We start from the raw sequence: 14,528 nt of genomic DNA on the forward strand, positions 1-14,528 counted from the left end.
TCGTGTGTGCTTCACGATTGAAGGTCGCTTGAGCAGTATTCATTATAACATGCTTGATTAGAGAAGACAAGAAAGAGGGTGATAATCTACGAACCACTGGTTTTTATTGATAAAAACTTTAGTCATCATCGTCTCTATAAAAATATTTTCTATACACTCTTGATAATACCAAAATTAATGCCAATATCATACCAAGAGCTATAATAATAGAATTTATTAGATTTATTTTAGTATATCCAATCACTAGTCCAATAATTGGACTAGTAGACATGCTTAGATATAATAAAAATAACAAAAAATGAATTTCACCAATTCCTGCAAAAAAATGTTTCATAGCTATAGTTTTACGCCCATAAATATCCATCAAATTTACCGTCTACGATATCTAAACCATATGCAATGGCTCCTCCTAATGAGAATACTTCAGCAACAGTAGCCGCAATATTAAGAGCATTAGTAATAGTTGCCATACTAACTCCACCAATATATCTTGTTATAGCACTTCTAACGACTCGGCTCATCATACCACGATTAGCAATTAACTTTTTAATGGCATATGTCTGGTATACTGACATCCCTCCAGAAACTGCAGCTGCAGCAATATTAATTGCGTAAGCAATATTATCACGTTTGTTCCACCAGTTACAACCAACACCACCCCCATCAAGATACATCATCTCTTCTTGTTCAAGAGCAACATAATTATTTGGTAATACGAGTTCCATTTATTTTCTCCTTTTTTATTAAGCATGGTTAGGATAGCTTCCTAACAAGTGATCGTCAACTTTGTTTATAGCACTTAGTTACCTAGATAGCTTTCCTTTATCATGTCTGATTTTAAGCCGTTCTAAGATTTAATCCATATTTCTATTACTTGCTATTTTTAAATAATTCGTATTCCTTTTCTTTGATAAATGGAACTGAAAAATTAGAAAAAATTAGTAGAATCGAAAACAGATATCCGTCTTTTTGTATCACTAAAACATAACTTAAAAATATATAGACCATCAAATCTAGTGCAAAAAGAGAAAATATCCTCCTTTTCATCATCTCACTTGAATTAAAGATTCTGTTTAATAGAAGCTTTATCGTAGTATCTACACAAATTTTTATCAAAAAGATAAGAGCCAATACACGATTATCAACTGTACCATGAAGAATAAATGGAAATATAGTTAATATAAAACTAGAAATCTCTAAATATTTTATCCAAGGAGATTGAGACATCTTACTTTTAAACTGACTGATTTTCCTATATTCACTAGCTAATCTAGTATCAAAATCTCTACCAATTTTATTAAAGATTAAGAACTCCAGAATAAAAATACTTATTAATACGATATAAGTAGAAACGTTTCCTGGGAAAAATTTATTGATTAAAATTGGAAAACTCATTAACAGAATCGAATTTATGGCTAGACAGATAGATACTATTTTATTTTTCACAGAATATAGAGGTAGTGATACTATTGAGTAGATAAATGCTAAAAAAATAAGCAAGAAATACTCAGTACTGCTAATTAACGGCGCCCTTAATGATAAAAATAGATAGGCACCCCACACGATAATATGTATTTTTCGAATGTTATCTACATTACTCATCTTACTGTCGCAGATATGAATCCATCCCAAGGATAGGGGTTTCCGTTAATATCACAACCTCTATTAAGAGCACCATATCCAATACAGTAAGCTATTCTTCCTGCAGCCCCAGCCAATACACCTGCTGCTGCACCAATAAGCCAACCTCCAAGGCCTCCAACTTTAATATAGTTTATTAGTTTTTTGGTTAAAACTGCAGCTCCAGCTAATGCTATAAAAGTCCCTGGGCTCATAGCTAAAGCTGCACAAATTCCTTGACAATCACTCTTACTTAAATAAGCCCCCCCATCAAGATACATCATCTCTTCTTGCTCAAGAGCAACATAATTATTTGGTAATACGAGTTCCATTTATTTTCTCCTTTTTTATTAAGCATGGTTAGGATAGCTTCCTAACAAGTGATCGTTGACTTTGTTTATAGCACTTAGTTACCTAGATAAGATATCTTTCCTTTATCTTACTTTATTTTATAGGTGACTTAATGTTTAAAACCAATTATTGCTTGAAACTTAACATTTCCAAAATCCAATCAAGATAGGTTTCTTTATCATAGACAATCCGCACTTCAACTGGCATATCCTTTTGGAGGACGACTGTCTCACTTCCATGTTTTAGAGTTAAGGTTTCTAATTCTATCATGACTTTATAAAGGCTAATATTCCCCTCTTTCGTTTCTTGGGAAATTGTTCCTGAATCAATCTGTCTGACTTGTCCCTTCAGTGTTCCATATTTTTGACTATTTACACCAGTAATAGCAACATCAACTTTTGCTCCTTTTGAAACACGAGAAATATCACTCGCAAGTACAAAAGCCTCTACATAGTAACCTTTTTCTTTCCCTGAAACTTCTGCTATCGTTTGCCCCTGCTGAATAGACATTCCTTGTTTCAAAGGTACCAGATAATGCAGAGTACCTTCATTTGGCGCTAATATACTATGTGCTTTATCTTGACCTGTTGCCACTCCAAGATTAGCCTCAAGCTCTGTAATACTTTTATTGTTGTTTGAACGAGCAGTACCTAACTCACTAATTAATTGAGCATAAATATTATAAGCCTGAGAAGTTGGATTATTATAGGTACGGTTCATATCCTTAATATTGCTTTGTTGACTATCAATCTCGCTATTCTTAGAAGTAATATTTGTTTTTAATGCTTCGATTTTTGTTGTTATTTCTGATATCTTAGTTTCTAACTTAGCTTTGTTATCAGCTGATGTCGTATCTGATAGAGAAGGTGAGTCTCCTTGCTGTTGAAGTTGAAGCAATTCATTTTGTAGAGCTTGCAAGTCGGCATCTAACTGATTTCTTTCAGCTGTTATTTTATTCAACTTCGTATATTCATCCTGAATCTTTGAATACTGGGTACCATTATTATAATTTTCCGAGTTTAACTGAGACAGATAGTATTCAACTTTCCCATAATATTCCTGTTCTTCACCAGAATTAGATAAATGATTGTATTTCTCATTTAATGATTGTTCAAATTTTTGAAAAATAGCTTCTTTTGCGCGTAACTTCTCCAATTGTTTATTCAAAGAGCTCGCTTGTAAACCTTCTTGTCCACTTGATAACGAAATAATGACATCTCCAGCATTTACCATATCTCCTTCTGACTTATGTAAAGTAACTACTTTCCCTGAACTAATTGCTGATAGGAACTCTGTACCTGTTATAACTGAATTCCCATTCGCTTTTACAATATAGTTTTTGGGTATATAAGCTGCACCAATCAATGCACCGCTTAAGACAATAGCAGTTGAAATAATGAGAATAAACGCAAAAGCTGGTGGTCTCTTATCAAAGAAAATACGAGAATAACGTAATTCTGATTTATTATATAATTTCATAGGCTTACAATTGGTCTAAAAATATCTACTACCATTTTTTCAGGAGAAGAATTAACATAAACTGTATAGACAATCCCATCCGTTTGAATATCATTTTCATAGACATATAGGTCCAATTTAGAATACGCATACTGCATATACTCAGGGCTATCTTCAAAACGAACATATAAACAATATGGAACAGAGATGGAATCCTGTACATCATAAATATTACTGTACTGTTGAGCATTATGAGCTTGAATATAAAAATCAAAATCAGTCGTTATTAATCCATCATCATGAATAGTTGTACCACAACTTTTTACAATTAATGGACCAAAAATTTGTGCTTTTAACAACTGCAAATGTTGATAAAACTTTTCAATCTCTTGATTTATATTTTCTACTTTTATATCATACAACTTTTTACAGATAACTGACTTTAATACTAGTTTTTTATTATCTTGAATCTCCAGTTTAGCCATAAGTAACCTCCTCTGCATCTAACATAACCGACGGTTCTACTTGTTGCTTCATATAAAAGCTCTGTAACTCGACCATTCTAGCATATTTTCCATTTTTAGCCATTAATTCCTCATGAGTCCCATATTCTACAATGGAACCATTCTCCAAAAAACATATCTTATCACATCGAAGAATTGTAGACAGCCTGTGGGCTACTACAATTGTTGTCTTATCTATTATTTTATTAAAGATTAAATCCTGAATAATCTGTTCACTAAATGAATCTAAGTTAGAGGTTGCCTCATCAAATATATACAAGTCAGCTTTACTCAGCAGTGCTCTTGCAATAGCCAATCGTTGTTTCTCACCACCCGAGAAATTTTGACCGCCTTCTTCTACGAAGGAGCCATAACGATTTTGAAGACGTTGAATCGTATCATGAATACCAACAATACGACAAACTCTCACCATATCCTCATATGTGACAGAAGGATTACCAATTTTTAGATTATCAATAATTGTCCCTGTAAAGAGTTCTATGGTTTGAGGAATGTAGGAAATTTTCTTACGTAATTTACCATAGTCAAGGTCTGATAAGTCATTTGCTCCTATACAAATTTTCCCATCACTAGGGTTTATAAATCGTAATAATAAACGAACTATCGTACTTTTTCCTGCTCCACTTTCTCCAACAAAAGCTATTTTTTCTCCTTGTTTAATTCGCAAATTAAAGTTCTTGATAACAGGTGGGCGCGAACCATAGGCAAATGTTACATCTTTAAACTCAATATCATCACACAAGGTGAAGTCTCTAATACTATAATCCAAGGCAATGTCTTCACGATCTACTTCCATCAATTCTTGAAGTCGACTAACCGCAACCTGTACCTCTTGAAAGGTTAACTGCAAACCAACTAGATTCTGAATAGGTTCTGTAAAATATTGACTTAATGTCTGAAAAACCAAGAGGTCCCCAATAGTCATTTTTCCATCAATGATAAATAAGGCGCCCACTCCCATAAATAATAACCCACCCATGGTTGAGGTCATTGAGGATATTGTAGACTGAATATTCTTCAAAACACCCTCTTTATAACCAATTTCTAAAGTATGAACAAATTTTTCTTCAATTTTGTTTAAACGTTGTTCCTCGTCATGCTGAGACTTAATGGTATCAATGTTACGAATGGATTCAATTAACTGTGAATTAAGAAGTCCATTTGCTTCCATTTGTTCATGATTAATTTTTTTATAAGGCTTTTTAAAACAGTATATAAGAATGATGTTAACAATAACCATAAAAACTAATATCAGAAATAAAGATTGATTAATAGTCCAAAGGACAACCGCACTAATAACTGACAAGGTGATATCCATGACTAATGAAATAGAGACTGACGTAAACACATTCTTTATCGTCATCGCATCTTGAAATCTTGTTAAAACATCACCAACTCTACGACTTCCAAAAAAACTATAAGGAAGATGAATAATATGGTCATAATATCCCATTAAAACCGGTATATCAATTTTTCGAGATAGAAACAAAAGAACGTGCTGACGAAATGCAGATAGAAGAGTCTGTAAGAACGACACTATTCCAAATACTATCAAGAACATATACAGACTATTTTTTAAAGCATATGGAATCACCTCGTCCATGATAACTTTTGAAAAGAGACTCGATAAAATACCAATGATGCTTAAAACAAGAGAAGCTAATACGACTGTACTAATCAAGCCTTTTTGATTAAAAATTAACCTTCCAAATAAATCCAGAAGTCCTTTTCCCTTTAGTTTTCCTCTTTCAAAATCAGAATTTGGGACCATAAAAAGAGTAATACCTTGATAAATTTCTCCCAATTCGTCACTTGACATCTTGCGTATGCCACTAGCAGGGTCTGCTACGTAAAATTTACTATTCCTTTTGATACTATGTAGTACCACAAAATGATTTTGACCTAAATCATTCTTAACTTGAAGAATCGCAGGAAATGTTAATTTTGGAGTCAAATCTTCCAGTGCTACTCGAACAGCTTTTACTGTAAAATTCAACTTATTCAGACCTGAAACAATACCACTGACAGTCGTTCCATACATGTCTGTACCAATAATTTCCCGAATCTTCATGATTGATAGTTCCTTTTTGTAAGATAAAAGAACTGTTGAAACAACTGCCGCAGCACAATCTGACTGATCATGTTGCATCGTACAAGGATATTTTTTTAACATAGAAATACTCAATTCTTTAGAATTAATCTAACTTTTATACCATATATGCTAAATAGCTACAATATTAAGCATTTTTGAATCATGCATATTATGATATCTGTTACGGTGATATGATTTATAAAAGGTTAATTTTTATAATTAATTCAAATTTATCGAATAACTACTTTAAAAACGATATTAGCATTCACAGAAAATCTTATGTAATCACTAGATAGCTCATTGGACTCCCCTTCCTTCTATCTCATTTCATTTTAAACAACGAACTTACTCTTAACTGGGAGAATAGTACGCTCCTGTATCAATACCTCGAGTAACTAGAGTAGTACTAATAAAACTTCGACTATTACTCAGTAGAATTAGCACAATAAGCAATATAGATAGCGCTTTCAAATGTCCAGATTTTAATTTTCCCATCTTGTCACCTTCTTTCACCTATATTATAAATTAGCACATATAAACTGTCAAGTAATTAAAGTAAAAAAATCATATATTTTTAAAAAAGAATTATAGTTATATTTTGTGTATGAAGAGGATAATCTAAAACTCAATTTCAGGATAAAATGAAGTAAATATCCCCATAATGAAACGCATAGTATCAGTTTTTTCAAAACCTGATATTATGCGTTTTTTTATTTTAAAGACTTTTTTCCCAGCCTCATACATTCTCTGACTACTTATCGATCAGATATTGTTCTACCTTGAGTGCCATAACTTCATTATTTTCAATTAGATAGAGCACCTTAGCTTTCATATAATAGTCCTTAGCAACAGAGATATCAAGATCCTCTGTTACATTTCCCAACAAACAATATAAATCTGCTAACCTAAAGCTACTATGATATTTGTTACAAAATTCAATTATCTCCAATAATAGCGCTCTGGACTTATCCATCTCCTCCTGTTTCCAAAGGTGGTAACAATAATTGTATTTTATTTTGATATACAACTCAATTTGTTCACGCACACTGGTATCGATTTTTGAAAGAGCTACGGAAACCTGATCATATAGTTGTTCAAATTTCTCCTTATCCTCATCATAGCCTAAGAAAATCAGCAGGGTATTCAAAATATACAAATAGTCCACTTTATCAATACTAATCCTACTGAGGATGTCCTCTATTTTTGAAATAGCTAGTTTTAATTGATGTTCACATTGATAGGTTAGAATGGCATCTATCCAGTCCAGATAAATCTTTTCATCAAAAGATAAGGAAGTCTGTTGCTTTCTTTCTCCCTCAAAAGCATATTTCAAAGAGGCATAATCTTGATTTTCCAACAATGTTTCAGACAACCTCTTGAAAGCAGATAAGCCTAGAAACTCTTTCGAAATTTCTCCTGAAAAGAAATAGTCCATATTTAAGCCCATTTTTTCAGATAATTTATATAACAAATCTGCTCCTGGCATATATTTGCCTTGTTCCATGCGACTTATCTGAGTTTGTTGGCAAATTCCTTCTGCCAATTCTTTTTGCGACCAGCCCAGCTCTTTTCGCTTATTTTTTAATCTTGTTGCTAATAATGCATGCATGCTAACCACCACTATTTATATTCTATAAAAACATTATACTACTTTTTTGAGAAGATTATGTCATATTGTCTACAAAGAGTGAACAGACTTCTAGAAATGTAAGAAAAAAGAGCCATTCAAAGCTCTTTCCCTATTTCTTAATACCAACCGTTGTTAAGCCAGAAATTTTTAGCTCTGCCAAGCCACATGGTGTGCTTACTACTATGTGTCCATGTCACCATGAATCGCCGAACGATTTAACGAGAAAGTATGACTTTTACGTTTATCCCAACTCAATTATGACATCTTTTTTCAAAAGTCAATATCTCTCACTTTTTTAACGATAAGAAAGAGGCTGATAAATCATCTCAGCCTCTCTTTCTTACTTTGCAAACAAATCAATTTTTCCCTTTAAGTTCTTTCTTAGCTTGTTCTATCTGGTATTTCACTTGGTCAAACCCTGTACCTCCCAAAGAATTTCGTCTTTGAACAGCAGTTTTAGGTTGCAAGTAGACATAAATATCCTCAGCAATGAGGGAATGATAGGTTTGCAATTCCTCCAAAGTCCAATCTTGAATATTTTTAGCAGACTTGATAGAGTCTAACACTAATCTTCCCACAACCTCATGAGCCTCTCTAAATGGCAAGCCTTTCCCTGCCAAATAATCTGCCAACTCAGTTGCATTTGAAAAGTCCTTCTCTGTCGACTCTTGCATTTTTTCCTTGTTTACCTGCAAGCTAGATAACATACCTGCCAACACATCAAGGGAATTTAAAATCGTTTCGACCGTATCAAACATTCCTTCCTTATCCTCTTGCAAATCCTTATTATAAGCTAAAGGCAAGGACTTCATGACTGTCAATAGTCCAAACAGATTCCCATAAACTCTACCAGTCTTTCCTCGAATCAACTCAGCCATATCTGGATTTTTCTTTTGGGGCATAATAGAGGAACCTGTTGTAAACGTATCTGACAAGGTAATGAATTGGTACTCAAAGCTACACCAATTGATCATTTCTTCGCAAAAACGGCTCATGTGCATCATGAGTATGCTGGCATTGGATAGAAATTCTAAGATAAAATCGCGGTCACTAACAGCATCCAAAGAATTTGTATAAGGTTGCTTAAACTCCAGCAAATCGCTAGACAATTGGCGATCAATGGGGAAAGTCGTTCCTGCCAAAGCTGCCGCACCTAGAGGGCATAAGTCTGTATGCTTCTGATTAAATTCAAAGCGTTCACTGTCTCTTTGAAACATATTGTAGTAAGCCATCAGGTGGTGGGCAAAACTAATAGGTTGGGCATGTTGCAGATGGGTATAGCCCGACATGATCGTCTCCACATGATTTTCCGCCAAGTCTAATAAAATACCCTTGAGATGAGCCAGTTTATCTAGGACATGGCCTAGTTGCTCCTTGAGATACAAGTGCATATCTGTCGCAACTTGGTCATTTCGAGAACGAGCTGTATGTAACTTCCCTGCAAGGGGACCGATTTTTTCTGTCAGCAACACTTCCATATTCATATGAATATCTTCGTTTGCGATATCAAAGTCAAGTTGGCCTGCCTCTAACTCTTCTAAAAGCTCTTTCAAACCTTCTTGAATCTTTTCTGACTCATTCAAACTCAAAATACCCGTCTGACCCAACATCTGAACGTGGGCTAAGGAACCAATCACATCAAATTTAGCTAATTTCTGGTCAAAAGATATACTCGCACCAAAGCGCTCTACCCAGTCTTCGACAGTACCTTCAAAGCGACCACCCCATAATTTTGTATTCTTAGCCATATCACATCCACCTCTCTATCCAATCGCCCTATTTGGCGCTTTTTTGAACCTCAGAATGAACCTTGGTTGGAAGTCCCCACAACTTAATAAAGCCAACAGCTGCATCTTGGTCAAAGGTATCTGCACTAGTATACGTCGCCAAATTTTCATCGTAAAGTGAATTTGGTGATTCCCGAGCCACGACCTGAGCGCTTCCCTTATACAGTTTGACTTTTGCAGTCCCATTGACAACTTTTTGAGTCTCTTTAATATAAGCAATCAAGGCTTGCGTAGCCGGACTAAACCACAAAGCATTATAAATGAGATTTGATAATTCATTTTCTATAATTGGTTTAAAATGAGCCACTTCTCTCACAAGCGTCAAATCCTCAATTTCCTTATGAGCTGTCAGCAGAGTCACTGCCCCTGGGCACTCATAGATTTCTCTTGATTTAATCCCCACCAAGCGATTTTCCACGTGGTCAATCCGTCCGACTCCATGCTTTCCAGCTATTTCATTGAGTTTTTGAATCAAATCTGCCAATTTTAACCCTTCTCCATTAAGGGAAACAGGGACACCTTCACTAAACTCAATATCAATGTATTCTGGGATATCTGGAGCTTGCTCTGGAGAAGTTGTGATGCCAAAGGCTTCTTCTGGAGCCTGATTCCATGGATTTTCCAAAATACCACACTCATTGGCACGTCCCCAAAGATTTTGGTCGACAGAGTAGGGATTGTCAAGGTCAGCAGGAACAGGTACTCCATTTTCCTTGGCATAATGAATTTCTTCCTCCCGAGACCATTTCCATTCACGAACTGGCGCAATCACTTTTAAATTGGGAGCCAAGGCTGCAATGGATACTTCAAAACGTACTTGGTCATTCCCCTTACCTGTACAACCATGAGCAATTGTAGTCGCTCCTGTCTGATGCGCGATTTCAACCAATTTTTTAGAAATAAGAGGGCGGCTCAAGGCAGATACCAAGGGGTACTTTTGTTCATAGTAGGCATGTGACTGGAGAGCCACTAGCACATAATCTGTAGCAAATTCGTCCTTAACATCAATGACATAAGATTCGACTGCCCCAACCTTGAGAGCCTTATCATGGATGAAATCTAAGTCTTTCCCTTCACCCACATCCATACAAACTGCAACAACATCATAGTCTTTCTTTAACCAGGTAATAGCAACTGATGTGTCTAAACCGCCAGAATAGGCCAAAATTACTTTTTCTTTACTCATGTTCTTTTCCTTCTTTCTATTTTTCAATGGACGCTTTAAATGCATCCTCAATGAGTTTGTCTAATTCTCCAGACTCCTTCAACTTTTGAATGGTTTTATCAACTGCCTCTTTTAATTCCTTGCTATCTTTTTTCATGGCTACCGCGTAGGAATCATCTTGCTCTTTTTCAAAATTGAGGTCTGCGATTGCTAAATCAGGATTATTTTCCACAAATCCCTTGGCAACTGGTTCTTCAAAGATAACGGCATCCACTTGTCCTGATTTTAAATCTGTGATTAAATTCCCATTTTTAGGCAGAGATACGAGGGAAGAATTTTGAAGCAAATCTTTAGCCATCGTCTCTTGAATCGAACCTTTCTGCGCTCCGACCTTTTTCTGCGCTAAGTCGTTGACAGACTGATAAGTGGCTAAATCAGATTTTTTGACAATGAGCTTATTTTTTGAAGTATAGTAGGGAGTTGAAAAATCGAATACCTTACTCCGTTCATCTGTCTTAGAAACACCAGATATGGCAAGATCGGCTTTTCCTGATTGAACACTAGCCAGTACATTGTCAAAACTCATGGGAGATAGTTCCAATTCGACACCTAGTTCTGTTGCGATAGCCTTGGCTAATTCGATATCTGAACCCACAATCTGATTTTTCCCATCAACCACTTTTTGATATTCAAATGGAGCAAAATCTGGATTGAGGGCTACAACCAATTTTCCTTTGGACTTGATGGCTTCCATTCCAGCCGATTGATTGTTACTACAAGCAAATAGTAGGGGGAGCATCACTAAACCAAACATCGTCATCAACACCTTCTTCATCTTATTCATAACAAAACCTCCTTTATGTTTATTCTTTTTTATTGTATAAATAATACTCCTATCCTCATCGTTTGTCAAGCCTAAATTGAAAAATTTTTCAATTTGAAACAAAAAAACCTAGAAATACTACATAAAAATGTCATTACTAGGCGTATTTATGCTATTTCTCTCTGAAAAACATGAGTATTCAGTCAGTCAAAATAAGCAGAGCTAACTCATTTCCCCTTGCCCAATTCAATGATACGATGACATTGTTGGGCTACATAAGCATCGTGGGTCACGATAATGACTGTTTTCCCTTCTCGATTCATCTCTAAGAGAAACTTCAAGACCAAATCTCTATTTTCAGGATCCAGCGAACCTGTCGGCTCATCGGCTAAAATCAGCTGGCTGGGTTTTAAGATGGCTCTAGCAACTGCAATTCGTTGTTGCTCCCCACCAGACAACTCGGAAACCTTTTGATGCAAAGTAGATGACAAACCTACTCTCTCTAAAATCTCTTCCACCTTTTTGAGCTGGTCTTTCTTAGACAATTTCACATATTTCAGTGCCAGCATGAGATTGTACTCGACCGTTTCATCATCAATCAGGGCAAAATTTTGAAACAGATAAGAGATATGTTCACGGATTATTGTTTGCGACTTAGCAGAATTGACCGCTAGATTTGTCTGGCCAAAAATCTCATACCGTCCACTATAATCACCATCTATCAAACCTAATAAATTTAACAAGGTCGACTTACCACTACCACTCTTGCCAACAATGGCTACCAAATCCCCCTGATCAATCCTGAGAGATAAGTTATCCAAAATCACTTTTCCCCCAATGGTTTTGGTAATATTTTTCAACTCAATCATAAGATGCCCCCTTTCAATAACTCTACTAGACTTCTTTTCTCCATCCTAGAAGCCAAGCCTAGTACAAATAGTATATCCAAACATGTAAAACCTGCAAAAAGTAGGAGTGGCAAGAGCGCATGGGCAAAGAAAATCAAGACTAGAAGAGGCAGACTATAGCCCAGCAAGAGCAGAACGAGGAGAGGACGGTAGCGATCGACCAGTTTCCACCCCATAAACTTCTTGGTAATGATATCCCTGCGCTTCAACAAGAAAGTGGTAACGAGTAAAAAGTAGGAGACAATCATACTGAGAAGAGCAAATAAGGCAAAAAGAACGTTAAAATTACGAACAGAATCCCGATAGGTATCAACCATCCCCTCTTGAATTGCTTGAATCGATGAAAATTTTAAATAGCTACCATCAGATAAGTTATCGACTAACTCTGTAATCACTTTTTGATTTTGCTCTGTATTTTCAATTTTCATCGGGTTGTTTAAACCTGTCGTTGACAAGTGAGTCTTTTCTTCCCACATCATGTCTTGATCATTTACCAGACTAATGATTGGATTGTGGAGATTATCCTTTCGCTCATTATTATAAGGGAAGAAAGACCAATCTCCTTCATAGTAGGCAATTTCTACATCCATATCTTCTATTGTTTGCTTTTGCTGATCTTCATACCTCATAGAAAGATAGGCGATGGATTTTCCCAAGAACTGATTCTTGCCTTCTTGTCCTTTGACACTGGCTGGCATCAAAATAACTTTTTTAGTGCTGGTATCTGGTAACTTGAATCCCTTGCTCTTTAGAAAATTGCGATTGGCATAGTAAACATCCACCGTATCTGTTAACTGATATTGCTGAATCTGTTCTGATTGGACAAAATTTTTTACAGGAAGACTGCTACTCTGCACATAGCCCGCCTGCGTTTTTTCTACCAAATCCTGATAAAATCGATAGAAATAATCTGTAGATTTCCCTGAACCTGCTAGCTCTTCTTGCCACAGATTATCATTGAGTTTGAAGGTTTCTAAGGTCAGGTAATTACCTTGACTTACCCACTGTTGCTGATAAGCAAGTTCTTTGTTTTCTTGTTCTAAACTTCTGCCCACCCCAATCAGTAAGGCCGTCAGTAAAATAGTTGTCCCTATTTTCATCACATAATTGAAGATAAGACCAAATTTGAAAGATGAAAAACCTTTCAGCAGAGAGCTGATTGTCATTTTTTGGATTAAGAGGTAAGTCAACCAACTGATGAACAAATACAACTGTAAAAGTAGAAATTGGGATAAGAGTAAACTTGGGAACAGAAGTTTTGGTCTGTAGTCCAGCACTAAAAATAGTCCCAAGTCAATAATAAGACTTCCACCCAAGAGAAGATAAAAATTAGTCTTTACAAAAGCAGCTAAAATCGCCCTGCTTTGAAAACCAAGTAACTTTTGAACCCCCACTCGTTTCATCTCCATCATCGGCTGATACACTGTCATTAAAATCACAAGCAAGACTGCCAAGATAAAGATAATGATAGATAGTAACAAAGCTTGATTTAGCACTCCAACCTGACTTCGGTAAGTGGGTTCTAATAAAATCGTCTTATCTATCTGGAAAAAATCACTCCACTTTTGTAGAATGGTATCGCGATCTATCTCTTTGCTGGAGGTAATCATGTAGCGCCCATTTACAGTATGGGATTTATCCTCAATATAGGATCGGAAGGTCTGGAGTCGAATGAGTTTCACCTTTAAAAAGGTGGGAATGGTTCCTAGATTATTGGGAAGGTCCTGGTTGCTGTAGACTCCCTTCTCATTCTTTGAAAAGTCAAGAGAAGAAATCCCAAACTCTTGGTAGGGGAAGGTATCTTTATCAAAAACACCAGCCTTGACGGCCTCATCGCCATTATCTACTTTGATAATAGAGACCTTGTCTTGACTTGCAACCTCTTCAAAAAACTGGAGAATCGTTTCTGTCGGTTTAGTGACATCTTTTAAGTACAAGTCAAATGAATAAGTTGTCTTGCCCATCTCCTGAATCCGCACTATTTCACGTGTAACATTTACATTCAGGACAAAAAACGTAGTACACAGCAAGAGCAGGAGCATACAAAGATGACTGATTTTTTTCATAGAGATACCTCCCGTGAAGAGACGAAAGCGAGATAGGTGCAGGTACTTTTTATTTTTTGCTAGACCTTAAGTAGGTGTAAATAAATCCTGCACTTATAGCCAGA

Annotated in this window: 13 protein-coding genes; all 13 read right to left on the reverse strand. The window is 35.8% G+C overall.

Annotated elements, in window-relative coordinates:
- Positions 1 to 118: 118 nt before the first annotated feature.
- Positions 119 to 364 carry a hypothetical protein gene (locus SK608_RS09605; RefSeq protein ID WP_000356083.1) on the reverse strand — a complete coding sequence of 82 codons (246 nt, stop codon included), beginning with the start codon at positions 362 to 364 and terminating at the stop codon, positions 119 to 121.
- Complete coding sequence (locus SK608_RS09610) at positions 345 to 725, reverse strand: hypothetical protein (RefSeq protein WP_033678613.1); 381 nt, start codon at positions 723 to 725, stop codon at positions 345 to 347. Before SK608_RS09610 ends, SK608_RS09605 begins: the two co-directional genes overlap by 20 nt.
- Before the next feature lie 145 nt (positions 726 to 870).
- A complete protein-coding gene (locus tag SK608_RS09615) occupies positions 871 to 1,602 on the reverse strand; it encodes a hypothetical protein (RefSeq protein ID WP_000072936.1) in 732 nt (243 codons plus the stop codon).
- Positions 1,599 to 1,952, reverse strand: coding sequence for a hypothetical protein (locus SK608_RS09620; RefSeq protein WP_033678616.1), 354 nt, complete (start codon positions 1,950 to 1,952; stop codon positions 1,599 to 1,601). The genes SK608_RS09615 and SK608_RS09620 overlap by 4 nt, the downstream gene beginning before the upstream one ends.
- 145 nt (positions 1,953 to 2,097) lie before the next feature.
- Complete coding sequence (locus tag SK608_RS09625) at positions 2,098 to 3,450, reverse strand: beta-barrel domain-containing protein (RefSeq protein WP_000781031.1); 1,353 nt, start codon at positions 3,448 to 3,450, stop codon at positions 2,098 to 2,100.
- Positions 3,447 to 3,914: a hypothetical protein gene (locus tag SK608_RS09630; protein WP_033678619.1), complete on the reverse strand. Its 468-nt coding sequence runs from the start codon at positions 3,912 to 3,914 to the stop codon at positions 3,447 to 3,449. The genes SK608_RS09625 and SK608_RS09630 overlap by 4 nt, the downstream gene beginning before the upstream one ends.
- Positions 3,907 to 6,126, reverse strand: coding sequence for a peptidase domain-containing ABC transporter (locus SK608_RS09635; protein WP_000915351.1), 2,220 nt, complete (start codon positions 6,124 to 6,126; stop codon positions 3,907 to 3,909). Before SK608_RS09635 ends, SK608_RS09630 begins: the two co-directional genes overlap by 8 nt.
- Before the next feature lie 670 nt (positions 6,127 to 6,796).
- Entirely contained in the window at positions 6,797 to 7,654 is an 858-nt protein-coding gene (locus tag SK608_RS09640; protein ID WP_033678621.1) for a helix-turn-helix domain-containing protein, read from the reverse strand.
- 377 nt (positions 7,655 to 8,031) lie between these two features.
- Positions 8,032 to 9,423 (reverse strand): argininosuccinate lyase, encoded by a 1,392-nt coding sequence (argH, locus tag SK608_RS09645; RefSeq protein WP_033678623.1) that lies wholly within the window; start codon positions 9,421 to 9,423, stop codon positions 8,032 to 8,034.
- A 28-nt stretch (positions 9,424 to 9,451) separates the two neighbouring features.
- Positions 9,452 to 10,648, reverse strand: a complete 1,197-nt coding sequence (locus SK608_RS09650; protein WP_033678624.1) for an argininosuccinate synthase — start codon at positions 10,646 to 10,648, stop codon at positions 9,452 to 9,454.
- Between the two features lie 16 nt (positions 10,649 to 10,664).
- Positions 10,665 to 11,471 carry an ABC transporter substrate-binding protein gene (locus tag SK608_RS09655; RefSeq protein ID WP_033678626.1) on the reverse strand — a complete coding sequence of 269 codons (807 nt, stop codon included), beginning with the start codon at positions 11,469 to 11,471 and terminating at the stop codon, positions 10,665 to 10,667.
- 206 nt (positions 11,472 to 11,677) lie between these two features.
- Complete coding sequence (locus SK608_RS09660; protein ID WP_033678628.1) at positions 11,678 to 12,319, reverse strand: ABC transporter ATP-binding protein; 642 nt, start codon at positions 12,317 to 12,319, stop codon at positions 11,678 to 11,680.
- The gene (locus SK608_RS09665) at positions 12,316 to 14,424 is read right to left on the reverse strand and encodes an amino acid ABC transporter permease (protein ID WP_033678630.1); all 2,109 of its coding nucleotides are present in this window, start codon (positions 14,422 to 14,424) and stop codon (positions 12,316 to 12,318) included. Before SK608_RS09665 ends, SK608_RS09660 begins: the two co-directional genes overlap by 4 nt.
- Between the last annotated feature and the right edge of the window lie 104 nt (positions 14,425 to 14,528).

The organism is Streptococcus mitis subsp. hohhotensis (genome assembly GCF_000722775.1).
Classification (GTDB): Bacteria; Bacillota; Bacilli; order Lactobacillales; family Streptococcaceae; genus Streptococcus; species Streptococcus carlssonii.